This is a genomic window from Massilia sp. Root351 (assembly GCF_001425045.1).
Lineage (GTDB): Bacteria > Pseudomonadota > Gammaproteobacteria > Burkholderiales > Burkholderiaceae_D > Rugamonas.
The window spans coordinates 121,804-145,707 of record NZ_LMDJ01000007.1 but is presented as its reverse complement, the minus strand read 5'-3'; the positions used below and the strand labels follow the sequence as shown (position 1 = coordinate 145,707).

The window sequence follows — 23,904 nt, the reverse complement described above, 5'->3', positions numbered from 1 at the left end:
CGCCACTTTTTCACCGTATTTTTCGCTCGCTGAACTTGAATTGCCCCTACTGAGCAAGCTTTGAGCCGCTAAAAACTCAATTGTTCAGCGGCTCCCTAATCCGCTTCGCTCCCTCCTACTAGCGGCCTGAGCCGCATTACCTCTATTTCGGGGTCTGACCCCGAATAGGGGTAATGCGGCTCAGGCTGGTCTGAAGAGGGGGCTAGCCGTGGAGGATGCGCAGGGCTGGCGGGGTGGGGGCGGGACGTTCGTGCAGCCTGAAGATGCTGACCGCTTCGGTGAGGCTTTGCGCTTGCTGCTGCAGGGAGTCGGCCGCGGCGGCGGCCTGCTCGACCAGCGCGGCGTTCTGCTGCGTGACGCTGTCCATCTGGCTGATGGCGATGCTGATCTGCTCGATGCCGTCGCGCTGCTCGCCGCTGGCCAGGGCGATCTCGCCAATGATGGCGTTGACCCGCTCCACGCTGGCCACCACTTCGGCCATCGTCACCCCCGCCTGCCCCACCAGCCTGCTGCCCGCTTCCACCCGCTCGACCGAGGTGCCGATCAATTCCTTGATTTCCCTCGCCGCCGCCGCCGACCGCTGCGCCAGGTTGCGCACTTCGCTGGCCACCACCGCAAAACCGCGCCCCTGCTCGCCGGCCCGCGCCGCTTCCACCGCCGCGTTCAGCGCCAAAATATTGGTCTGGAACGCGATGCCGTCTATCACGCCGATTATGTCGACGATCTTGCGCGACGATTCGTTGATCGCGCCCATCGTGGCCACCACCTCGGACACCGTGGCGCCGCCGCGCACCGCCACCTGCGACGCGGTGTGCGCCAGCGCGCGCGCCTGGCCGGCGTTCTCATTGTTTTGCCGCACCGTGCTGGTCAGTTCGATCATGGAAGACGCGGTCTCCTCCAGCGAACTGGCCTGCTGCTCGGTGCGCGCGGACAAGTCCATATTGCCGGTGGCAATTTCCGCGCTGGCGGTGGCGATGGTGTCGGTGCCGGCGCGCACCCGGCCGACGATGCTGGCCAGGTTGCCGCTCATTTGCCGGAGCGCAGCCAGCAGTTCGCCCACTTCGTCGCGGCGCATCACGTCCGCCCCGTCCATATTGCTGCGCAAGTCGCCCGCCGCCACCGTCTTGGCAATCCCGATGGCCTGCTTCAGCGGCCGGGTGATGCCGCGTATCAGCCACGTCACGAGCGCGCTGCCCAGCGCCAGCGTGGCCAGCAACATCACCAGCAGCGAAATGCTGGCGCTGCGGTGGGCGGCCTGGTTGTCCACTGCCATGTCGGCGGCCAGCCGGCGCGACTGCTCGCCGATGAATACCACGATGTCGTCGATCTTCCTGGTGGGCGCGCGGTCCATGCCTTTCACGAGCCCGTCGACCAGCTTGGCGCTGTCCGGATTGGCCGGGTCGTACTGCTTGAGCGCGGCCAGATAATTCACGCCCAGCTCTTCATGCATCTTGATCGCCTCGCCCACCAGCGGCGTGGCCACCTGCAGCTTGCCCAGCACACCGTCCAGCTTGCGCAACTCGCGCTGCACCTGCTGGCCGGTCTTGACGAAGGCGGCGCTGTAACGCTGGAGATTTTCGGGGTCGTTGCCGCGCAGCAGAATGTTCTTCCATTCCTGGACCTGGATCTTGAACTCGACCTGCGAACTGCGCGCCGTGTCCACCGCTTCGGTCAGCGTCACGGAACGCTGCATGCCTTCGGCGTTACGTTCCTTGATGAAATTGAGCGCGTCCCAGCCGACATAGCCGACCACCAGCAGTGCCGCGAAGAAGAAGCCGCTGAGCAAGCCCAGCCGCACTCCGATCTTGAGGTCCGAGAATTTCATGATGATTCCCCTTGGAAATACAACACGATGCACGGTCTGCGCCATGCCATTCCATCATGTGCTTCCGCACGGAAAAAGCCAAGGGGAAATCACTAAGCGATTGCTAGCGACTCCTACGCGGGGAACTCCAGCCGGTAGACGTTGCTGTCTTCGTTCCAGCCATCGAGCTTGGTGCGCCGGATGAATTGCATGCCCAGCTTGCCCAGCAGCTGGATGGAGGCCGCGTTGTCGGGCGAGGTGATGGCCATCAGGCGCGGCAGGGCCAGCGCGCCGCGTGCGTGCGCCACCACGGCGGCGGCGGCCTCATAGGCGTAGCCGTGTCCCCAGTAGCGCGGCGAGATGGCGTAGCCGATGTCGGTATCGGGCAACACATCGCGCTTGATCAGGCCGCACATGCCCATCGGCACGCCGTCGCTGCGGCGCTGCACCAGGTACAGCGAATAGCCCAGGCGCTCGTACATGGCCACCGGGCCGTCCAGGATGGCGGCGCGCGCCGCGTCCAGCGTGCGGATGCCGCGATCGCCGATGAAGCGTATCCAGGATGGCTCGTTGACCAGTTCCAGGTAGAAAGGGGCATCGTCCGGGCTGACGGTGCGCAGTTGCAGGCGGTCGGTTTCGATAATCAGCATGAGGTGCGCGGCGTGGCTTACAGGGGCCAGTTGTTCGGATCGTCCAGCAGGCGGTACATGACGTACACGTCCACGTAGCCGAGTTTTTGATGGCGGTAGGCCTTGGGCAGGGTGCCGACGATGGCGAAGCCGAGCTGCTTCCACAACACCACGGCGGCCACGTTGGTGCTGACCACGTAGTTGAACTGCATGGCCAGGAAGCCGTCCCGGCGCGCCTGTTCCAGGCTGTGCCGGCCCAGCAGCTTGCCCACGCCCACGCCCTGCGCCGCCGGGCCGACCATGTAGGACGCGCTGGCCACGTGCGAGCCGCGGTCGGCCTGGTTGGGCACCAGGCGGTACATGCCGAGCAGGCGCTCGCCGTTCAGCACGGCCACCCAGGTTTTCACGCCGGTACCGTACCAGTAGGCGCGGCACGCTTCACGGCTGGCGTCGTCGAACGGATATTGCTCGCCGGTGGCGAGGATATCCTGGAAGATGCGCCACACGGCATCGAAATCGGCTTCCGCAATCGGACGGATGTCTATCTCTTTCAACACGCCCCCAGCTCACTATTTTGATGCATGATTGTCATGCATTTTCGCTGCCGGCGCAATCATGGAGCAGTCATCGCAACCGGAAATCGGCTTGCTCCGGGCGCCCCGGCAGGTTCAGCCGGGCCACGGCGCGCGGCGATTCGCTGACGATTTTTCCGCGCCGCATCACCATCCGGCGCGCCGCGCGCAGGCGGATCGCTTCCACCGGGCTGGCCGCGTCCAGCAGCACCAGGTCGGCATGGCAGCCGGGCGCCAGGCCGTAGCCGTCCAGTCCCAGTATGCGGGCCGGCGTCTCGGTGACGGCGGCGTAGCAGGCCCGCATCGCGTCCTGGCCTGTCATTTGCGCCACGTGCAAGCCCATGTGGGCCACTTCCAGCATGTCGCCCGACCCCAGGCTGTACCAGGGGTCCATCACGCAGTCGTGGCCGAAGGCGACGTCGATGCCGGCCGCCATCAGCTCGGGCACGCGCGTCATGCCGCGCCGCTTGGGGTAGCTGTCGTGGCGGCCCTGCAAGGTGATGTTGATGAGGGGATTGGCGATGGCCGCCACGCCCGCTTCCTTCATCAGCGGCAGCAGCTTGCTCACGTAATAGTTGTCCATCGAATGCATGGAAGTCAGGTGCGAGCCGGCCACCCGGCCGTGCAGGCCGAGGCGGTGGCTGTGGCAGGCCAGGGTTTCGATGTGGCGCGACAGCGGGTCGTCCGATTCGTCGCAATGCATGTCCACCCGCAAGCCCTGCTCGGCGGCGAACTCGCACAGGATGCGCACCGACTCGGCGCCGTCGGCCATGGTGCGCTCGAAGTGCGGGATGCCGCCCACCACGTCCACGCCCATGCCGATGGCACGTTTCAGGTTGGCCAGCGCCGTCGGGCTGCGCAGCACGCCGTCCTGCGGGAAGGCCACCAGCTGCATGTCCAGGTAGGGCGCCACGCGGCGCTTCACTTCCAGCAGCGCCTCCACCGCCAGCAGCCGGTCGTCGCACACGTCCACGTGGGTGCGGATGGCCAGCAGGCCGCGCGCCACGGCCCAGTCGCCATAGCGCATGGCGCGCTCGACCAGGGCTTCCTGGGTCAGCTGCGGCTTCAGCTCGCCCCACAACGCGATGCCTTCGAGCAGCGTGCCGGACTGGTTCACACGCGGCAAGCCGTAGCTGAGCGTGGCGTCCATGTGGAAGTGGGCGTCGACGAAGGGCGGCGACACCAGGTCGCCGGCGGCGTCGATTTCCTGCGCGCCGCGCACCGGCAGGGCCGGGCCGACAGCGGCGATCTTGCCGCCGGCGATGGCCAGGTCGATGCCGCGCCGGCCGTCCGGCAAGCTGGCATTGCGTATTACGGTATCCATTGCTGCGTCCGTCGTGGCTTCCATGCTGTCCTCCCAGGCTGCGATGGCCGATTGTAGGCAGACGCCGCCCCGCGGCGCAACAGTATCGGCAAGCCGAACCGTTGAGGCGCCGTGTTGCAGTGCGTCAATACCGTCTTGCAAGCTGCAGAGCTGGCGAAAGAAATAACTTTTCTTCGCCAGCGATCGCCGCTAGAATGGATTTTATTGCAGCGCAATATAAACGTTCCCAGGAGAAGTCATGTTTTCGTTCACCGAACAATTTTCCGCCGCCACCGCCACTGCCAAGTCGCAGATGGACAAGCAAATCAACGTCGCCAACGAATTCGCCGCCACGGCCTTCGACGGCGTGCAGCAGATCATTGCCCTGAATGTCAGCGCCACCAAGGCTTCGGTGGAAAAGTCTTCCGCCGCCGCCAGGCAACTGTTTGAAGCCAGGGATCCGGCCGAGTTCTTCAAGCTGAACGCGGTGCAGGCACCCAGCCTGGACAACGTGCTGGCCTACGGCCGCGAACTGGCCAGCATCGCCAGCAAGACCCAGGCCGAGCTGCTCGAGGTGGTGAAGGAGCAGATCAAGGACGCCAGCGTGGCCGCCAAGCTGCCGGCACCGGCCGCCGGCGCGTTTGCCGCGCCTTTCACCGCTCCCTTCGCGCATCCCTTCCCGAACCCGTTTGCCAGCCTGTTTACCGACCCGTTCTCCAGCCAGGCCACGGCGGCAGCCCCGGCAGCCGCTCCGATTGCAGCCCCGGTGTCCGCGCCGCCAGCCCCCGCAGCGCCTGTAGCCAAAGCGCCAGCCGCCGTTGCGCCGCCGGCGCCGGCAGCTGCGCCGGTGGCCGCCCAGGCCGAAGCCGAGCCAGCTGCGCCGGCCACCGTGGTCACCCCGCCGGCCCCCAAGGCCGTGGCCGCCGCGGTAGCCGAAGCCGTGGCGCCGGTGCAGGAGGAGAGCGCTGCGCACAAGCCTGGCAAAGCCAAGGCCGGCGCCGCCAAGGCCAACGCTGCCGGCGAAGCCATCTCGCTGAAGGCAGCCAAGAAGTAAGGCGCAGCACAGCGGGAAACCATTCCGCCCTGCAGGGCGGACCTCGCTGAGGTATCCTAGCGGGCTTGACGCTGCAAGGATATTTCAATGAGTTTAACGAGGCTGATCGCCGGCTTTGTGCGCCAGCACTGGCCGGCCTATCTCGCCGCCGCCGCCATGCTGGCCGGCGTGGCTTTCCTGAGCATCCTGGTGCCGCGCCGCATCGGCGCGATGATAGACGGCCTGGCCGCCCACACCTTGTCCGGCACCGCCCTGCTGCTGCAGATCGGCGAGCTGCTGCTGATCGGCGCGGCCATCTATTTCCTGCGCGTGGGCTGGCGCTTGCGCCTGTTCGCGGCCGCCTACCAGCTCGGCGTGCTGCTGCGCACGCGCTTCTACGCGCGCCTGTCGCTGCAGGGTCCGGCCTTCTACCAGAAACAGCGCACCGGCGACCTGATGGCGCTGGCCACCAACGACATCGACGCCATCGAAATGGCGGCCGGCGAAGCCATGCTGGCCGGCTTCGACGGCACGCTGACCCTGGTGATGGTGCTGGGTATCATGCTGCTAGGCGTGGACTGGCGACTGGCCACCATCGCCCTGCTGCCCTTCCCGCTGATGGCGCTGGCCTTCTGGCGCATTTCCAGCCACATCCACACCGCTTCCACCGATTCGCTGAAGCGCTTTTCCGCGCTCAACGGCCACGTGCAGGAAACCCTGTCCGGCGTGCGCACCTTGCGCGCGCTGGGCCTGGAACAGCGCAGCAGCGCCCAGTTCGGCGAACTGGCCGGCCACGCCGCCAAGGCCAGCCTGACCGCGCAAGTGTGGGAAGCGGCCTACGAGCCGGCCGTGGGCCTGACGCTGACCGCCGCCACCGGGCTGACGCTGGGCCTGGGCGGCTACCTGGTGTGGCAGGGCGAGCTGACCATCGGCGCGCTGACCGCCTTTAGCATGTACCTGGGCCAGCTGATCTGGCCGATGTTCGCGGCCGGCTGGGTGCTGTCGCTGATCGAACGCGGCCGCGCCGCCTATGCGCGCCTGCAACCGATGCTGGACGCGCCGCTGGCGGTGGACGACCACGGCAAGATCGCGCAGCTGCCGCCGGGCGAACTGGCGCTGGAGCGGGTCAGCTATGCCTATCCCGGCCAGGCCGCCGGGGCCGAGCCGGCGCTGAAGGACATTTCGCTGCGCCTGCAGCCGGGCCAGACCCTGGGCCTGGTCGGCCCCACCGGCAGCGGCAAGTCGACCCTGCTGCGCATCCTGCTGCGCCAGCTCACGCCGCAGCACGGCACGGTGCGCTGGGGCGCGCACACGCTGGACCAGTACACCTTGCGCGCCTTGCGCGGGGCCATCAGCTGGGTGCCGCAGGAATCCTTCCTGTTCTCGGCCACCATCGCCGACAACATCGCGCTGGCGCGCGAACACGCCAGCCGCGCGGACGTGGAACACGCCGCCGATCTGGCCGCCATCCACGACGACATCCTGCTGTTCCCGCAGGGTTACGACACCGAGGTGGGCGAGAAAGGCATCACGCTGTCCGGCGGCCAGCGCCAGCGCGTGGCCATCGCCCGCGCGCTGCTGGCCAACAACTCCCTGCTGCTGCTGGACGACGCCTTGTCGGCGGTGGACACCGGCACCGAAACGCACATCCTGGAACACCTGGAGGAACTGCGCCGCGCCGGCCACCAGAGCGGCGCCGAACGCAGCGCCATCATCGCCAGCCACCGCCTGAGCGCGGTGGTCAACGCCGACCTGATCATCGTGCTGCGCGACGGCCGCATCAGCGAAACCGGCACCCACGATCAACTACTGGAGCGGGACGGCTGGTACGCCAGCCAGTGGCGCTACCAGCAACTGGAGGCCAGCCTCGATGCTCTCTAAACCGGACGAAACCTCCGCCCGCAAGCAAACCGCGCAGGCCATCGGCCTGCTGCACCGCGCCGCGCTGCCGGACCGCCACCACCTCGGCTGGGCCCTGCTGTGGCTGATCGCCGCCGCCTTCCTCGAAGTGCTGGGGCCGATCGCCGGCAAGGCGCTGATCGACGAACACCTGCTGCCGCGCCACCTGGACTGGCCGCGCATGGCCACCTTGCTGGCGGCAGTGCTGCTGACCGGCTGGATCGCCAGCGGCCTGCGCTACCTGCAGCTGGTGCGCCTGTCCGGCCTGGCGATGCGCTCGGTGCAGCGGCTGCGCGAGCAGGTCTATGGCCATGTGCTGCGCCTGCCGATGGCCTTCTTCGACCGCGCCATCATCGGCCAGCTGGTCTCGCGCGTGACCAACGACACCGAAGCGGTCAAGACGCTGTACGTGCAGGTGCTGTTCGTCATGCTCGACAGCACCATCGTGCTGGTCGGTACCATGATCGCCATGGCCTGGCTGGACTGGCGCCTGATGCTGATCGTGCTGGCGCTGCTGCCGGCGGTGCTGCTTATCGTCTGGCTGTACCAGCGCTGGAGCGCGCCGGCCGTCACGCGCGCGCGCCAGCTGCGCAGCGAGATCAATGGCCAGATGGCCGAGTCCATCGGCGGCATGCCGGTGCTGCAGGCCAACAACGCCGAAGCGCGCTTCGCCGCGCGCTTCGGCAAGACCAACGCCGAGCACTACACCCAGCGCCTGGCCGAGATCCGTGCCAACGCCTGGCTGCTGCGCCCGGCGCTGGACATGCTCAATGTGATCCTGCTGGGCGCGGTCATCTTCGCCTTCGGCCAGCGTGAAATGAGCGCGGCCGAGGTCGGCATCCTGTACGCCTTCATCAGCTACATCGCGCGCGTGATCGAGCCGCTGATCCAGATCACCATGCAGTTCAGCCAGCTGCAGCAGTCGGTGGTGGCCACGGCGCGCGTGTCGGCGCTACTGGACGAGCCGGTGGCCGACGAGCACAGCGCGGCGGCCGGCGTGCAGCACGCGTCCCCGGGCGCCACCTCGCCGGGCGCGCGCGCCGACGTACCCGCCGTGTCCATCCGCCACCTGAGCTTCGCCTACAACACAGAGCAGACCGTGCTGCACGAGCTGTCGCTCGACATTCCGCAGGGCGGCTTCTTCGGCATCGTCGGCCACACCGGCAGCGGCAAGTCCACCCTGCTGTCGCTGATGCTGCGCTACTACCCGGTCCAGCACGGCAGCATCGCCATCCTGGGCGAAGCGCTGGCCGGCATCCCCAACGCACGCTTCCGCGGCGAAGTGGGCCTGGTGCCGCAAGACCCCTTCCTGCTGGCCGCCTCGGCGCGCGAGAACATCGACATGGGGCGCGGCCTGTCCGACGCCGACATCGAAGCGGCCGCGCGCGCGGCCCACGCGCACGGCTTCATCGCCGCGCTCGAGCACGGCTACGCCACCGAGCTGGGCGAAGGCGGCTCGCGCCTGTCCAGCGGCCAGAAGCAGCTGATTGCCATCGCCCGCGCGCTGGCCGGCAAGCCGCGCATCCTGCTGCTGGACGAAGCCACTTCGCGCATCGACAGCCAGACCGAGCAGGTGGTGCAGACCGCGCTCGACGAGTTGCGCGGACGCGTCACCATCATCGCTATCGCGCACCGCCTGTCCACCATCCGCGACGCCGACCGCATCGTGGTGCTGAACCACGGCCGCATTGCCGAGGCCGGTGCGCACGACCAGCTGATGCAGATCGAGGGCGGGCTGTACCAGCGGCTGTACCTGCTGCAGCAGCTGGCCGTCTAGCTCGTCTTATAGCTCGTCTTATAACCTTGTCGCCTAGCTTGTCTCTTTGCCAGTAGCACCAAAGGACAAGTTCCTTCGGTGCCGGCATGGCAGATACTCCGCTCATTCATACCCCGGAGTGTCGCCATGAAAACCCACTTTTCAATCAAACAAGCGTTCATCGCGCTGTTGCTGGTCACCCTGCTGCTGGCCGCGCTGACCCTGTGGGCCATGCTGCGCGTGAGCGAGCGCGAAACGGCCGCCACCCAGGCCCACCAGGCGCGCTACAACTCCTACATGCTGGCCGACGAACTGCGCCAGAGCTCGGACGACCTGACCCGGCTGGCGCGTACCTACGTGGTCACCAGCGATGCCCGCTATGAGCAACAATACAACGACATCCTCGACATCCGCAACGGCAAGAAGCCGCGCCCCGAACACTACGAGCGCATCTACTGGGACTTCGTGGCCGGCGGCGTGCCGGTGCCGCCGGCCAGCGGCAAGACCGTGCCGCTGCAGGACCTGATGAAGCAGGCCGGCTTCAGCGCGCAGGAGTTCGCCAGCCTGCAGGCGGCGCAAGCCAATTCGGACGCGCTGGTGCGCACGGAAGTGACCGCCATGTACGCGGTGAAGGGCTTGTTCGACGACGGCAGCGGCAAGTTCACGCGCCAGGGCGAGCCGGACCTGGCGCTGGCCCGCAAGCTGATGCACGACCAGGCTTACCATCAGAACAAGGCCCGCATCATGCAGCCGGTGAACGAATTCCTGACCCAGCTCGACGCCCGCACCGGCAGCGCCGTGCGCGAGGCCGAACAGGCCGTGCGCGCCGCCTTCACGCTGGCCGTGGTGCTGGTGCTGCTGTCGGTGGCGGTGCCGGTGGCCGGCCTGCGCTTCATCTACAGCCAGCTGAAGCGCGACCTGGGCACGGCCATCACGGCCGCCGAACGCATCGCGGCGGGCGACCTGAGCGCCGACATCGTGGTGCGCCATCAGGATGAGATTGGCACGCTGATGCAAGCCATCGCCACCATCAACAACAGCCTGGCCGGCATGATAGGCGAGATCCGCGGCAGCACCGAGCAGATGAGCACGGCCACCAACGAGATCGCGCTGGGCAACGCCGACCTGTCGGCGCGCACCGAGTCGCAGGCCAGTTCGCTGGAGGAGACCGCCAGCTCGATGGAAACGCTGACCTCCACCGTGCAGCAAAACGCCAACAGCGCCAGCCAGGCCAACCAGCTGGCCGGCACCGCCTCCCAGGTTGCGGCCAAGGGCGGCGCGGTGGTGGCGCAGGTGGTCAGCACCATGGGCGCCATCAAGGAAAGCTCGGGCCGCATCGCCGACATCATCGGCACCATCGACGGCATTGCCTTCCAGACCAACATCCTGGCGCTGAACGCGGCGGTGGAAGCGGCCCGCGCCGGCGAGCAGGGGCGCGGCTTCGCCGTGGTGGCCTCCGAGGTGCGCAACCTGGCGCAGCGCTCGGCGGCGGCGGCCAAGGAAATCAAGGAGCTGATCGGCGACTCGGTGCACAGGGTCGACGCGGGCAGCCGCCTGGTGGACGAGGCCGGCCAAACCATGGAGCAGATCGTCAGTTCGGTGCGCCAGGTGGCCGCCATCATGGGCGAAATCACCAGCGCCAGCCAGGAGCAAAGCACCGGCATCGCCGAGGTCAACCAGGCGGTCAGCGAGATGGATTCCATCACGCAACAAAACGCGGCGCTGGTGGAACAGGCGGCCGCCGCCGCCGAAAGCCTGCAGCAACAAGCGCACGCGCTGTCGCGCGCGGTCAGCATGTTCCATCTGCGCGGCGGGGCGCCGGGCGCTTTGCAATTACGGCAATAAACTGTGCGATTTCGGAGAAAATCTCCCCGCAAGCGCTGATTTCCCGCCTGCAACAAGAATATAATTGTCCGGACATCTTGCGGTGCACATACAAGGACACTACGTTGGCTGGCTTTAGGGATAAGTCGATTTCGCGCGGCATACGCTTGCTGCTGGCCAGTTGCGTCCTTGCGCCCGCGCTGGCGTGGGGCCAGCCATCCATGGACGCCAGCATCGCCGAGATCCGCGACCAGGTGCGCTACGTGCCGGACAAGGCCCTGGTCCAGCTGCAGAAAATGGAAACCGCCGCGCGCGCCGCGCCGGCCCCCACCAAGGCCGAATTCCTGGCCCAGCTCAGTTCCGCCTGGCGCTCGCTGGGCCAGCTCGAGACGGCGCTGCTGCTGTCGGAAGAACTGATCGCCTACGGCCGCGCGCAGAACGACCAGGCCATCCTGGCCAAGGGCCTGCTCACCAAGGCCTATGCGCTGTCGTCGATGGCCGAACGCAAGGCGTCGCATCAGCTGGCCTTCGAGGCCGAAAAGCTGGCCAACGGCACCGCCGACCTGGCGCTGCAGGTGCAGGCCACCATCACCTCCGGCCAGTCCTATGCCGAGCAGGGCAATTTCGCCGCCGCGCTGGGCAAGCTGCAGATCGCGGTCGACCGGGGCCGCCAGCTGGACGACCTGGTGCCGCTGGCGCAGGCGCTCAACGCGCTGGCCCTGCTCTACACGCAGATGAAGGAATACGACAAGGGCTGGCAAGTGCTGGACGAGTCGGTGCGGGTGGCCGAAAAGCTCAACTCGCCGGGCCGCCTGGCCACCGCCAAGGGCACCGAGTACGGCCTGGCGATCGATTCGCACCAGCCCAAGCGCGCGCTGGCCGCGCTGCAGGCCGGGCTGGAAGTGGCGCGCAAGATGGGCGCCAAGACGCTGATCGCCAACACCCTGGTCAATTTGTCGGACAGCTACCTGAAGGAGCACGACTTCGCGCGCGCGCAGCGCTACGCCACCGAAGCGCTGGCGGCGTCGGCCGAAACGCGCGACGCCGCCACGCGCGCCACCGCGCTGGTCAACCTGGGCCAGGCGCACCTGGGGCTGGGCCACCTGGCCGAAGGCAAGAAACACTTCGACGCCGGCCTGCTGTACTACGAAAAAACCGGCGACCAGCCCGAGCTGCAAGTGATCCTGAAGGAATACGGCCAGGCGCTGGAGCGCGCCGGCGACCTGCGCGGCGCCGTGTCGGCCTACCACCGCGAGCGCGCCATCTCGGAAGCGCTGTTCGAGCAGGAGCGGCAAAAGGCGGTCTACGAGATGCAGGAAAAGTACGAGACCGAAAAGAAACAGCGCCAGATCGAGCTGCTGAGCCGGGAAAACCAGGTCAAGAGTGCGGAGCTGGACAACCGGCGCCTGCAGCAGCGCGTATGGTGGCTGCTGGCGGTGGTGTTCGCGCTGGCGTCGGTGATCGTCGGCCTGCTGTACCGCAAGGTGCGGCACGCCAACGCCCAGCTGGAAGTAAAGAACCTGGAACTGAAGGCGCAAAGCTCGCTCGACCCGCTGACCTCGCTCTACAACCGGCGCCACTTCCAGGAATTCATGCGTACCCACAACCATGTCGAAAAACGCGGCCCGGCCGGCGAAGACATCGTCGGCGCCCTGTTCCTGCTGGACGTGGACCATTTCAAGCACGTCAACGACACCTACGGCCATGCGGCCGGCGACGTGGTGCTGAAGATGATCGCCGCCACCTTGCGCGAGGCGCTGCGCGAGACCGACATGATCGTGCGCTGGGGCGGCGAGGAATTCCTGGCCTTCCTGCCGGCGATACCGCGCAGCGGCGTGGAAGAGATTGCGCGGCGCATCCTGGTCAGCATCTCGTCGCAGCAGATCGAATACCAGAACCACAGCTTCGGCGTGAATGTGTCGGTGGGCTTCGCGCCGTTCCCGCTGGTGCCGGCCGACACGGCGCTGCCGTGGGAGCGCGCGGTCAACCTGGTGGACATGGCGCTGTACCTGGCCAAGGCCCACGGCCGCAACCGCGCCTACGGCGTGCGCGGCTTCGAGCGCTTCCACCAGACCTCGATGGAAGCCATCGAGCAAGACCTGGAGCGCGCTTGGCGCGCCGGCTTTGTCGAGCTCAGCGTGGTGCTGGGCGGCGCCCCCGAAGCCCCCCCGCCGCCGGGCGAGCACAGCAACGTCGTGCCCCTCAAGCCCGCCGTCAAGTTGTAACACAGCAAAATGGGGTCAGGGTTAATTATTTTTGCAACTAATGCCCTGTGGATTAATTAACCCTGACCCCATTTTGGGGTAAAGCAAGTTCGGGGCAGACGCGCTTATTTGTCGCGGGCTTCGCGCGCCGATTCCTGGATTTTTTCGCCGGCCTTTTCGATCTTGCGGCCGGCCTCTTCCGTGGCTTCGTTGAGCTTTTCGCTGGTCTTCTTGGCCGCTTCGCTGAGCTGCTCGTTGGTTTCGCGCGCGGCCTGGCTCAGCTCGGCGCCGGCTTTTTGCGTCACCTCGTCGATCTTGCGGCCAGCCTGCTCTGCGGGGCCCACTTCTGCCGGCTTCTGGCAACCCGTCAGGCTGGCAACCACAATGGCCACCGCCAAGGCGGCGTAGAATAAATTTCTTGGTTTCATGTTGTTCTCCTAACGAACCCAGCATACACCTGGGCAAGTAAAACACGATTGACATCAATGTAACAAATCCTGACAATAGCACGAGCGTTCACTTTTCCTAAGGAAACCGTCATGAACCAGCCAGCCGCGCAGCCAGCCCCGCCACCGACCAGCATCGCCCGCCGCATCTGCCCCTTCTGCGAGGCTGCCTGCGGCCTCGAGGTGGAACTCCAGCAAGACCGCGTGCTGCGCGTGCGGGGCGACGAGGCCGACGTCTTCAGCGCCGGCTTCCTGTGCCCCAAAGCGGTCGGCCTGAAGGACTTGCACGAGGACGGCGACCGCCTGCGCACCCCGCTCATCAAGCGCAACGGCGTCTTCACGCCCGCCAGCTGGGAGGACGCGTACGCCGAAATCGAACGGCGCCTGCTGCCCATCATCGAACGCGACGGCGCCCATGCCGTAGCCACTGTACTGGGCAATCCGGTTTCCCACAAAATGAGCTTGATGCTTTACTTCCCGAAACTGGCGAAAGCGTTGTCCACTCGCAACATGTATTCCGCTTCCAGCGTGGACCAGGTGCCTAAGATGCTGTCGGTGGGCCTGATGTACGGCTCCTGGCTGTCGGTGCCTGTGCCCGACATCGAGCGCTCGCAGTTTCTGCTCATCCTCGGCGCCAATCCCATGGTGTCGAACGGCAGCCTGTGGACCGTGCCGGACTTCCGCGGCAAGGCCAAGGCGCTGCGCGCGCGCGGCGGCAAGATCGTGGTGGTAGACCCGCGCCGCACCGAAACGGCCGCCGTGGCCGACGAACACCACTTCATCCGCCCCGGCGCCGACGTGTTTTTCCTGCTGGGCCTGGTGCACGCGCTGTTCAACGAGAACCTGGTCAGGCTGGGCCGCCTGGCCGGCGACGTGGCCGGCCTGGATGCGCTGCAGGCCGCCGTGGCCGCCTACGCGCCGGAAGCGGTGGCCGCGCGCTGCGGCATCGGCGCGCCCACCATGCGCGAACTGGCGCGCACGCTGGCGGCCACCGAGCGCGCCGCGGTGTATGGCCGCATCGGCACTTGCACCCAGCAGTACGGCACCCTGGCTTCGTGGCTGATCGACGTGGTCAACATCCTTACCGGCCACCTGGACGAGGAAGGCGGCATGATGTTCCCGAAGGCGGCCGCCTTCGCCGCCAACACGCGCGGCAGGCCGGGCAGCGGGCGCGGCGTCACCAGCGGGCGCTACCGCAGCCGGGTGTCCGGCGCGCCGGAGGTGGCCGGCGAGCTGCCCATCACCTGCCTGGCCGAGGAAATCGACACCCCCGGCCCCGGCCAGGTCAAGGCGCTGATCGCCATCGCCGGTAACCCGGTGCTGTCCGCGCCCAACGGCCCGCGCCTGGCGGCCGCGCTGGAGCAGCTGGAATTCATGCTGAGCATGGACATCTACCTGAACGAAACCTCGCGCCACGCGGACGTGATCCTGCCCGGCGTCTCGCCGCTGGAGGACGCGCACTACGACGTGACCTTCACCCAGTTCTCGCACCGCAACCACGCGCGCTACAGCCCGCCGGTGCTGGCGCGCAGCGGCGGCCAGCCGGACGAATCGGAAACCCTGCTGCGCCTGGCGGCCATCGTCAAAGGCCTGGGCGCGGATGCCGACATCGATGCGCTGGACGATGCGCTGCTGCGCGAAGACCTGGAAAAATCCGTCGGCCCGCTGGCCGACACGGTGCTGGGCCTGCTGGCGCCGCAGCGCGGCGTGCAACGCCTGCTGGACCTGGGCCTGCGCAGCGGCCCCTACGGCGACCAGTTCGGCCGCGCACCGGGCGGCCTGAGCCTGGCGAAGATCCAGGCCGCGCCGTCCGGCATCGACCTGGGCCCGATGACGCAGCGCATCCCGGAGGCGCTGCGCACGCCGTCCGGCAAGATCGAGCTGGCACCGCAGATGCTGCTGGACGACCTGGCGCGGGTGGCCGCCGACCTGGCCTCGCCGGCGGCCGACCTGGTCATCATCGGCCGCCGCCAGCTGCGCTCGAACAACAGCTGGATGCACAACCTGCCGGTGCTGGCCAAGGGCGGCTTCCGCTGCACGGCCCTGGTGCATCCGGACGACGCGGCCCGCCTCAAGCTGAGCGACGGCGGCCAGGCCACCATCCGCAACGGCGCGCGCCAGATCGCCGTGCAGGTGGAAGTGAGCGCCGAGATGATGCCGGGCGTGGTCAGCCTGCCGCACGGCTGGGGGCACGACTTGCCCGGCACCCAAATGGGCGTGGCGGCCGAGCGGCCCGGCGTCAACCTGAACCTGCTGCTGGACGAAAACCTGCGCGATCCGCTGTCAGGCAACGCGGTGCTGTCCGGCGTGCCCATCGTGATGGCGCCGGCGTAAGCGGCGCCAGTGACTTTCAAGCACGCGTTGAAAGTGTGATATTTGAATAGTTTTGGCGGAAACAAACTTGCTAAACTGTTTAACAACCTCACTCACTTCGCGCGGCCATCATGACGGAACTTGAAAAACGGGCGGCAGCCTTGGCGCTCTTGCGGCGCTCTTTCGTCAAGCCCGGCAATTTCCAGCCGCCCGCGCTGCGCCTGCTGTGGCGCATGGGCGTGAACGCGCGGCCGCCGCACTTCTGCGGCTTCCTGTACAACACGCTGTTCAGTGGCACGCTGTTCGCCGCCATCTGGGGCAGCTTCATGTGGCTCACGCTATGGCACGGCGACCATGCGCCGCTGCGCGCCGCCGGCGTCGCCGCACTGGCCGGCCTGGCCTACGGGCTGATCATGGCCTGCTACTACGCCTACGGCAAGCACGTGCTGGCGCTGCCGTCGTGGGAGGCGCTGGACGCCACGCCAGAGCCGGCGCCGCCCGCCACGGAATACGCGCCGCTGACGCACTGATCCCCCCCGGCCGCGAACCGCCGGCACGGCGCCGCCGGCGGTTAGTTATATTTGCTACGTGTATTAATGTAGTGATACACTAATTCGCATGAACTTCGACATCGCCCCCACCTCTCCCATCCCGATCTACCGGCAGATCGTGGAACAGGTGCGCCGCCTGGTGGCCAGCGGGCAGCTGACGCCGGGCGAGGAGCTGCCGTCGGTGCGCGCCGTGGCGCAGCACCACGCCATCAATCCCATGACCGTCAGCAAGGCCTACAGCCTGCTGGAGGCTGAAGGCCTGCTGGCGCGCAGGCGCGGCCTGGGCATGGTGGTGGCCGACGCGCAGCCCGCCTCCACGCCGCAGGACAAGGCGGCCATGCTGCAGCCCGCGCTGCAGGCGGCCGCGCAGATGGTGCGCCAGCTCGGCATTGCACCGGCCGACGCGCTCAAACTTTTTGCACAGTGCCTCAACGATCCATCCGCAAAGGAAAACCATGACTGATTCCGCCATCCGCGCCACCGGCCTCACGCTGCGCCGCAAACAATGCGACGTGCTGCACGATATCTCCCTGGACATTCCCGCCGGCGCCGTGGTCGGCCTGGTAGGCCGCAACGGCGCCGGCAAGTCCACGCTGCTGCAATGCCTGGCCGGCCTGGTGTCGCCGGATACGGGCAGCAGCGAGCTGCTGGGCTGCCCTTCGCTGGACCTGAGCGACGCGGTGCGCGAACGGCTCGGCTACGTGGCGCAGTCGCCCGACCTGTTCGGCTGGATGACGGTGCTGGAACACCTGCAGACCATAGGCCGCGCCTACCCGCGCTGGAACGAGGAGCGCTGCCTGGCGCTGGCGCTGAGGCTGGAGCTGCCGCTGTCCTGCAACGTGAGCAAACTGTCCGGCGGCGACCAGCAAAAGTTGTCCGTGGTGCTGGCCCTGGCGCACGATCCGGACGTGCTGCTGTTCGACGAACCGGTGGCCAGCCTGGACCCGCTCACGCGGCGCGAGTTCATGCGCGCCATTTTCAACAGCGCCGAACCCGCGCGCGCGCGCACCATCCTCATTTCCAGCCACATCCTGAGCGACCTGGAACGCGTGGTGTCGCACGTGGCCTTCATCCGCGAAGGCCGCCTGCAGGCTTACGACAGCTGGGACGCGATGCTGGAGCACTACCGCCTGGCGCCGCCTGGCTGCGACGCGCCCGCCGGCGCGGTGCTGTGGCGCAGCCGCGCCAGCGGCCAGCTGCTGGTCGACAGCCGCCGCGCGCCGCACCTGGCCGGCGCCGGCCGCGCGCTCGCGCTCGATGAATTGTTCATGGAACTGAACACGTGAAAACCGCTCCCCTCGCCGTGGTGCCGGCCCTGACCGCGATGGCCGCCAAGGTCATGCTGGCTTGCCTGGGCGTGTATTGGGTGAGCCTGCTGACGGTAACGGGCAGCCCGGGCCAGGGCGCCGACACCGCCATCAAGATCATGCTCGGGGCCGGCGGCGTGTTCCTGACGCTGGTGGTCCATTACCACGCCCAGGGATTGCACGACGCGCTGCGCGTGCTCGGCGCGCTGCGCGTTCCCGATGCGCTGTGGCGCGCCTGGCTGGGTGCCTGGCTGGCCACCATCACACGCTACTGGGCGGCGGTCAGCGCCGGCACCGCCATACAGCTGGCCATGCCCGCCTCCAGCACCTTCTGGCTGGCCGGTCCGGCGCTGCTGTCCTTGCTGCTGTGCTTTGCGGCGCTGCGCGCCGCGGCGGGCGCTGGCCTGGTGCGGCCCATCTGGCGACGGGCCGCAAGACCGGCAGCGCTCGCCGTGATTCTGGCGCTGGCGCTGAAAGGTCCCGGCGCCGCCCTGGCCTGGTTCGCAGCACTGCCGGCCGCGCTGCTGCTGGCGTTCAGCCTGGCGTGGCCGGCGCTGGCCTGGGCCTGCTGGCGGCGTCACGCTGGCCAGGTGCCGGCCTACGGCACGGTGGCGCCTGCGCCCAGGCGCATCAACCGCGCCGCCGCGTTCATGCGGCGCTACACCGTGCTGCAATGGCGGCCGCAGGCAGAGGCGGGCGATATGCCGCAAGCCCCCGGGCCGCTGCGCAAAGCGGCAATGGTGATGAATGGCGAAATCCTGTTCTACATCGTGCTGCTGCAAATGCTCACGGTACACTGGAACAGCCCTGCCACGCCGCTGCGCGCCATCGGCCTGTTCTTCATCTGCATGATAACCACCGGTAAGCTGGCCGTGCGCGACCTGCACTGGCGCGGGCTGCTGCTGCCCGGCGGCTTGCAGCGCAAGCGCATCGGCACCCACATCCTGCTGTCCACGCTGACGTTCCAGGTTGCCGCCATGCTGCTGATCACCATTGCCTACCTGGCAGCCAGGATCGGCTTTGGCGCCGCGCCGGCGCACGCGCTGGCCAGCGTGCTGCAGGTCGCCATCCTGCCGCTGGAGCTGGTGTTCTTGACCAGCGCGGCAGTACTGGTCCGCACGCTGCGTCCCCTTGCGCTGGCCGTGCTGATCGGCACTGCAGCAGCGGCAGGGCTGGGCGCCCTGTACGCGGGTTACGACACGCTGCGCTGGACCATCGGTCCCGGCTACGTGCTGTTCCTGGCCGCAGGCACGGCAGCCTGCACCTGGCTCGCCAACCGCCGCTGGACGCCCGAAAAACTGCTGCGCAACATGCATCCCCAAGGAGTATTCGCTTGACGTCGTTCGCCATCAAAAAAACCAACGCACAGCTGCTCGGCCTGGCAGGCTTCGTTGCCCTGAGCCTGCTATTCATCTTCATCGCCACGCGCACCGACCAGCAGGGACGCCGCACCGGCAGCCTGCTGCTGGCCAGCTTCGCCAGCGCCGGCATGTTCCTGCATGCCGCCGCAAGCGCCAACAAGCTGATCCAGTCCCGCAAGACGCTGGAAAACATGCGTGCGCCAGCTGCCGCCTGGACGCCCTTCTTGCGCAACTGCCTGCGCGACACATCGCTCACCTGGCTGGTGCTGGCGCTAACGCTGATGGTGCAGGTCGCGCTGCGCCCGGCTCCCAAGCCGTACTGGCTCAGCGCCGGCGCGCTGGGATCGCTTGCTGCCTGCCTGGGCACCGTGTATTCACTGGCGCAATCGGAACTAATGCCGCGCATGCGCAACGCGATCCACCCCGCTGCCGCCTTTGCCGTGATCCTGCCGCTGGTGCTGGGCGGCCCGGCCATGCTGAACACGGCGTTCGCCGCGCAGCCAGGCGCCTTGCTGGCGCTGGCCCTGTTGTGCTGGCCTGCCCTGACCGCGGCTCTGTTGCTGCGCTGGCGCGGTCCGCCCGCACTGTGTGCCGGCGCCCGCAACGGGGAGCATTCGCTGCTGCTCGGCTGGCTGGCAAGAATGCGGCGCTACGCGCTGCTGAAACGCGGCGTGTCGGTGGTGGACGACTGCAAACTCGACTGGCACAGCCTGGCGGCCAGCGCCCTCTGCGTCTTCTTCATCGATTTGATGTCGAGCGCCGGTCCCGGCGGCGCGCTGACCGCCAACCACCTGCTGGGCATGGCGGCCTTGGTGTATCACGCCTACCACCTGCTGGCCGTACGCGACCTGCATTGGCGCAGCCCGTCTGGCGCCATGCGATGATCCTTGCCGAGCTGCCTCTGGTGATCGCCGCCGCGGTCGTCCTGAAGGGACTGCCGCAGCCTTACGCCGGATGGGGCGCCGTGGCGGTCTGGCTGGCCGCCTACGTTTGGGTTGGCTGGGCCGATATCCGCACCACGCCGATTGGCAGTGTCAAGGCCGACTTCAGCTACCTGCTCGCCATCGCGACGGCCAGCGCGTTGCTGCTGCTCGCCGCACGGCGCCTTTGGACCACCCGCAGACTGCGCTCCTATCTGAGGCTGCGCTGACGCAGCCCGGCATGCCGACCCGCGTTTGAACCGCCGCACTGCTGGCGGCCGCTGGACGCGGCGGACCGGGTGGCCTAGAGTCCGGGTATGCACCAGACCACCACCCTGCGCCTGATCCTGGGCGACCAGCTCAACCCGGAACACAGCTGGTTCCGGCACCGGCACGACGACGTCCTCTACGTGATGATGGAGGTGCGCCAGGAAACCGACTATGTGCTGCACCACGCGCAGAAGATCATCGCCATCTTCGCCGGCATGCGTGAGCTGGCGCGCCAGTTGCGTGCGCAGGGCCACCGCGTGCACTACCTGAAGATCGGCGACGCCCGCAACCGCCAATCGCTGCCCGCCAACCTCGACGACGCCATCGAACAATTCGGCGCCAGCGAATTCGAGTACCAGATGCCGGACGAGTGGCGGCTTGACGAGCAGCTGGCACGCTACGCGCGCAATCTGCCCATCCCCAGCCGCATGGCCGATAGCGAACACTTCTATACCCGCCACGACGAGGCCGCCGAGCTGTTCGAAGGCCGCAAGCAATGGCTGATGGAGCACTTCTACCGCACCATGCGTGTCAAACACGGCGTGCTGATGGACGCGGCAGGCAAGCCCGAGGGCGGCAAGTGGAACTACGACCACGACAACCGAAAGTCCTGGCCCGGCACGCCGGCGGAGCCGGAGGATACCCGTCCTTGCCACAACCATTCGGCGCTGTGGCAAGAAATCGAAGCGTGCGGCGCGCGCAGCTTCGGCGAGCCGCACGCCGCGCAGTTCAGGTGGCCGCAGAACCGGCAGGAAGCCTTGCAGCAGCTGGATGGCTTCATCGAACACGCGCTGCCGCATTTCGGCGAGTTCCAGGACGCGATGAGCAGCCGCGCTTCACGGCTGTTCCATTCGCTGCTGTCGTTCGCGCTCAACACGAAGATGCTGAACCCGCGCGAAGTGGTGGCAGCAGTGGAACAGGCATGGCGCAAGGGCCGCGTGCCGCTGGCCTCGGCCGAGGGATATATCCGGCAGGTGCTGGGCTGGCGCGAGTACGTGCGCGGCGTTTACTGGAGCCAGATGCCCGCCTATGGGCAGCAGAATGTGTTCGGGCACGCGCTGCCGCTGCCGCAATGGTTCTGGACCGGACAGACCGGCATGCGCTGCCTGGCAAGCGCCATCGGCGACTCGTTGCAGCATGCGCACGCGCACCACATCCATCGGCTGATGGTGATCGGTAACTTCGCGCTGCTGGCCGGGCTGGATCCGCAGCAGGTGCATGAATGGTACCTGGGCGTGTACATCGACGCGTTCGAGTGGGTGGAATTGCCCAACACGCTGGGCATGAGCCAGTTCGCCGACGGCGGCATGCTGGCCACCAAGCCCTACGTGTCCAGCGCCGCTTATATCGACCGCATGAGCGATTATTGCAAGGGCTGCCGCTATGACCGGAAGGACAGGACGGGCGAGTCGGCCTGCCCGTTCAATGCCCTGTACTGGGATTTTTTTGCGGGCAACGAGGCCAAACTGGCCGGCAATCCACGCATCGGCATGGTGTATCCGCAGCTGCGCAAGATGGCGCCGTCCGACGTGCAGGCGCTGCGCACGCGGGCCGATGCGCTGCGCGGACGGCTGGACGAACTGTAGCGCCGGGGCTGATGCGGCTGCGGTCGCGGTTCCGCTTGCGTCAGCGTTGCGCGAGCGCCGGGGCGGCGGACTGCGCCACCTGGAACATGGCGGTGCGGCGTGCCACCTCGCGGCCGTCCAGCAGCAGCACGCTCTGCACGGTGTACTGGCCCTGCTCCATGCCGCGCGGGATCTTGTAGACACCCACCGCCCGGTAGTGGCCGGCGCCATCGATGCGCTCCACGCGCGCGATCTGCGGCTTGTCGGACGCCCTCTCGCCGTTGGCTTTCAGCAGCGTCATGCTCTGCACCACTTCCGGCACGCGCTGCGACTGGCCGTACAGCTTGATGTTGCCAACCACCTGCACCGGATCGCCGCCGGCGCGCGCCACGCTGGCGCTGGAAAACACGTCGTACTGCTTGAGGCGGATTTCGTTGGTGGGCACGGCCAGCCCTTCGCGCCGCGCTTCGTTGTTGACGGTCTGCGCGCTGGCCACCTTTTCCGAGTAGCTGGTCCAGCCGATGGCGGCGCCCATGGCCGCACCGATGGCGGCGCCTTGCGCGCATTTCTTGCCGGCCAGCGCGGCAAGCGCGCAGCCAGCCACCGCGCCGATGGCCGCGCCCGTGGCGGCATTTTGCGCGGCGCTGCCCCCGGTGTTGCCGGCGCCGCCGTCATTGCGCTGGCCGTAGCGTCCGCCGTTCTCCGGCGCGGCGCAGCCGGCCAGCAGCGCGGCGATGAGGGTGAAGCCGAGTGTGCGTTTCATGAGGCCTCCGTCTCTATTGGCATCGATCGTTGATCCAGTCCGCGCCGCTGGCCACACAGCGCAGCATTTCACGGTTCAAGCGCTCAGCACGCTGCTTCAAGCCCAGGCACTCGCGGTTGCCGACATCTATCATCGTTGCACAAATTTCGGCCTTGTCCATGGCGCCTTTGTAATTGCCTTGATTGAGCTCGCGTTCCGCGTCGGCCAGAATCTTGCGCGCCTGCTGGGCCGCCTGTGCGGCCTGAGGAACCGTGCTGATGACGGGCGGCGGCGGGGCGACAGCGGCGCCGCGCGGCGGCTGGTTGGCTATCGCGGGCGGTGGCAGGCTGGCAGCGGGCGGCGCCTTCTGTTCCAGCACAGTCGCTTCCAGCAGCTTCGACAGGGAATCGCGCAGCGAGCGGATGCGGGATTCGAATTCCGCCCGCTGCATCTTTTCCGCAGCCAGCAGTTTGGCTTCCATGCATGCCAGGTCGGGCTTCTTGTGGCACGCTTCCGCTTCGTCCAGCAGCCGCTCGGTCTTCAAGCCGTCGAGACGTTTGTCCCATTCGCGCGTATCATCGTCAGCCCCCCATTTCTTTGTGAAGGCGGACAGGCGCGCGTCGGCGGTGGCAACCGCGCCCGTCTGCGCCGCGTTCTCGAGCACGGGTTTCAGGTCGGCCCAGGCCTTGGCACGCTGGCGTTTCTTCTCGCAGCCGAGAATGGCGCTGTTGATGGCTTCGTTCACGCGCCGGATCTGGGCGGCCGGCGCCTTGTCGGTGCGCAGCGAAGCCAGTTCGGTGCGCGCGTCGTCCAGCTTGCATTCCGCGGCGAGCTTCTCGGCTTGTGCGACGCGCTCGGCGATGCGTTCTTCCTTGTTGGCGGGCTTGGCCAGATACCAGATCACGGCCAGGATCATGGCGACCAGCACCCAGGTGCCGATGCCGATCGGTTGCCGCATCGGCGGGCCGGCTTTCGGACGGGCGCCGCCGGTGGGTGGTGCATGCACGGTACCGGCAGGCGGCACGCCGCGCACCTTGTTGAGGCGCGCTTGTGCCGCTGCGATCTGCTCCTGCGTCATCTTTGGCGCTTCGCCGCCGGCCGGCGCCGCGTCCGGCCCGGCTTTGGCATGGCCTGCACCGGCCTCGCGCGCGGCGGCCGGCTCGGCAGAACCGGCAACACCGGCAGCACCGGCAACATTGGCTGTTTTTTGCACGCCCACGCTGCCCGGCCGCTCGGTACGCGCAGGCGGCGCGGTGGGCGGGGCGGTGGGCGGCACAGCCGCGCGCGCCGGCGCGCCAGCAGCGGCTTGCCGGGTGCCGCAGAACGGGCAGAAGTTCACCTGGCGCGGAAAGCCCCGGCCACACGCGCTATTGATGCATCGGTACGTCACTACGTCCACTGCTCA

At 67.6% G+C, this 23,904-nt stretch carries 20 protein-coding genes; 13 read left to right on the top strand and 7 right to left on the bottom strand.

Features of this window, described 5'->3' with window-relative positions; translation table 11 throughout:
• Positions 1-202 precede the first annotated feature (202 nt).
• From ASD15_RS11680 to ASD15_RS11665, 4 genes are all read right to left on the bottom strand, one after another.
• Complete coding sequence (locus ASD15_RS11680; protein ID WP_057155021.1) at positions 203-1,825, bottom strand: methyl-accepting chemotaxis protein; 1,623 nt, start codon at positions 1,823-1,825, stop codon at positions 203-205.
• A gap of 113 nt (positions 1,826-1,938) precedes the next feature.
• Complete coding sequence (locus ASD15_RS11675; protein WP_057155020.1) at positions 1,939-2,454, bottom strand: GNAT family N-acetyltransferase; 516 nt, start codon at positions 2,452-2,454, stop codon at positions 1,939-1,941.
• A gap of 17 nt (positions 2,455-2,471) precedes the next feature.
• Positions 2,472-2,987 carry a GNAT family N-acetyltransferase gene (locus tag ASD15_RS11670; protein WP_057155019.1) on the bottom strand — a complete coding sequence of 172 codons (516 nt, stop codon included), beginning with the start codon at positions 2,985-2,987 and terminating at the stop codon, positions 2,472-2,474.
• 70 nt (positions 2,988-3,057) lie between these two features.
• Positions 3,058-4,329, bottom strand: a complete 1,272-nt coding sequence (locus tag ASD15_RS11665; protein ID WP_057155018.1) for an amidohydrolase family protein — start codon at positions 4,327-4,329, stop codon at positions 3,058-3,060.
• A gap of 238 nt (positions 4,330-4,567) precedes the next feature.
• On the opposite strand from ASD15_RS11665, the gene ASD15_RS11660 reads away from it, so the two are divergent.
• The 5 genes from ASD15_RS11660 to ASD15_RS11640 all read left to right on the top strand — a co-directional run bounded on the left by ASD15_RS11660 (position 4,568) and on the right by ASD15_RS11640 (position 13,045).
• Complete coding sequence (locus ASD15_RS11660; RefSeq protein WP_057155017.1) at positions 4,568-5,362, top strand: phasin family protein; 795 nt, start codon at positions 4,568-4,570, stop codon at positions 5,360-5,362.
• Positions 5,363-5,449: 87 nt separating this feature from the next.
• Positions 5,450-7,222, top strand: a complete 1,773-nt coding sequence (locus tag ASD15_RS11655) for an ABC transporter ATP-binding protein (protein ID WP_057155016.1) — start codon at positions 5,450-5,452, stop codon at positions 7,220-7,222.
• Positions 7,212-9,017, top strand: a complete 1,806-nt coding sequence (locus ASD15_RS11650) for an ABC transporter ATP-binding protein (protein WP_057155015.1) — start codon at positions 7,212-7,214, stop codon at positions 9,015-9,017. The genes ASD15_RS11655 and ASD15_RS11650 overlap by 11 nt, the downstream gene beginning before the upstream one ends.
• A 126-nt stretch (positions 9,018-9,143) precedes the next feature.
• Positions 9,144-10,841: a methyl-accepting chemotaxis protein gene (locus tag ASD15_RS11645; protein WP_057155014.1), complete on the top strand. Its 1,698-nt coding sequence runs from the start codon at positions 9,144-9,146 to the stop codon at positions 10,839-10,841.
• A 104-nt stretch (positions 10,842-10,945) separates the two neighbouring features.
• A complete protein-coding gene (locus tag ASD15_RS11640; protein WP_057155013.1) occupies positions 10,946-13,045 on the top strand; it encodes a tetratricopeptide repeat-containing diguanylate cyclase in 2,100 nt (699 codons plus the stop codon).
• A gap of 104 nt (positions 13,046-13,149) precedes the next feature.
• On the opposite strand, the gene ASD15_RS11635 is transcribed toward ASD15_RS11640, so the two are convergent.
• Complete coding sequence (locus ASD15_RS11635; protein WP_057155012.1) at positions 13,150-13,452, bottom strand: hypothetical protein; 303 nt, start codon at positions 13,450-13,452, stop codon at positions 13,150-13,152.
• Positions 13,453-13,563: 111 nt separating this feature from the next.
• On the opposite strand from ASD15_RS11635, the gene ASD15_RS11630 reads away from it, so the two are divergent.
• From ASD15_RS11630 to ASD15_RS11595, 8 genes are all read left to right on the top strand, one after another.
• Positions 13,564-15,804, top strand: coding sequence for a molybdopterin-dependent oxidoreductase (locus ASD15_RS11630; RefSeq protein ID WP_057155011.1), 2,241 nt, complete (start codon positions 13,564-13,566; stop codon positions 15,802-15,804).
• A 110-nt stretch (positions 15,805-15,914) separates the two neighbouring features.
• Positions 15,915-16,313, top strand: a complete 399-nt coding sequence (locus tag ASD15_RS11625; protein WP_157200907.1) for a DUF6404 family protein — start codon at positions 15,915-15,917, stop codon at positions 16,311-16,313.
• Positions 16,314-16,401: 88 nt separating this feature from the next.
• On the top strand, positions 16,402-16,797 hold the full coding sequence (locus tag ASD15_RS11620) for a GntR family transcriptional regulator (RefSeq protein ID WP_057155009.1): 396 nt from the start codon (positions 16,402-16,404) through the stop codon (positions 16,795-16,797).
• Positions 16,790-17,620 (top strand): ABC transporter ATP-binding protein, encoded by an 831-nt coding sequence (locus ASD15_RS11615; RefSeq protein ID WP_057155008.1) that lies wholly within the window; start codon positions 16,790-16,792, stop codon positions 17,618-17,620. Before ASD15_RS11620 ends, ASD15_RS11615 begins: the two co-directional genes overlap by 8 nt.
• Entirely contained in the window at positions 17,617-18,978 is a 1,362-nt protein-coding gene (locus ASD15_RS11610; RefSeq protein WP_057155007.1) for a hypothetical protein, read from the top strand. The genes ASD15_RS11615 and ASD15_RS11610 overlap by 4 nt, the downstream gene beginning before the upstream one ends.
• Positions 18,975-19,886: a hypothetical protein gene (locus tag ASD15_RS11605; RefSeq protein ID WP_057155006.1), complete on the top strand. Its 912-nt coding sequence runs from the start codon at positions 18,975-18,977 to the stop codon at positions 19,884-19,886. Before ASD15_RS11610 ends, ASD15_RS11605 begins: the two co-directional genes overlap by 4 nt.
• Positions 19,883-20,152, top strand: a complete 270-nt coding sequence (locus ASD15_RS11600; RefSeq protein ID WP_057155005.1) for a hypothetical protein — start codon at positions 19,883-19,885, stop codon at positions 20,150-20,152. The genes ASD15_RS11605 and ASD15_RS11600 overlap by 4 nt, the downstream gene beginning before the upstream one ends.
• An 87-nt stretch (positions 20,153-20,239) precedes the next feature.
• Entirely contained in the window at positions 20,240-21,778 is a 1,539-nt protein-coding gene (locus tag ASD15_RS11595) for a cryptochrome/photolyase family protein (protein ID WP_057155004.1), read from the top strand.
• 40 nt (positions 21,779-21,818) lie between these two features.
• Here ASD15_RS11595 and ASD15_RS11590 read toward each other — a convergent pair whose 3' ends face one another.
• Positions 21,819-22,520 carry a hypothetical protein gene (locus ASD15_RS11590; RefSeq protein ID WP_057155003.1) on the bottom strand — a complete coding sequence of 234 codons (702 nt, stop codon included), beginning with the start codon at positions 22,518-22,520 and terminating at the stop codon, positions 21,819-21,821.
• Positions 22,521-22,533: 13 nt separating this feature from the next.
• Positions 22,534-23,898, bottom strand: a complete 1,365-nt coding sequence (locus tag ASD15_RS11585) for a hypothetical protein (RefSeq protein ID WP_157200906.1) — start codon at positions 23,896-23,898, stop codon at positions 22,534-22,536.
• Positions 23,899-23,904 lie beyond the last annotated feature (6 nt).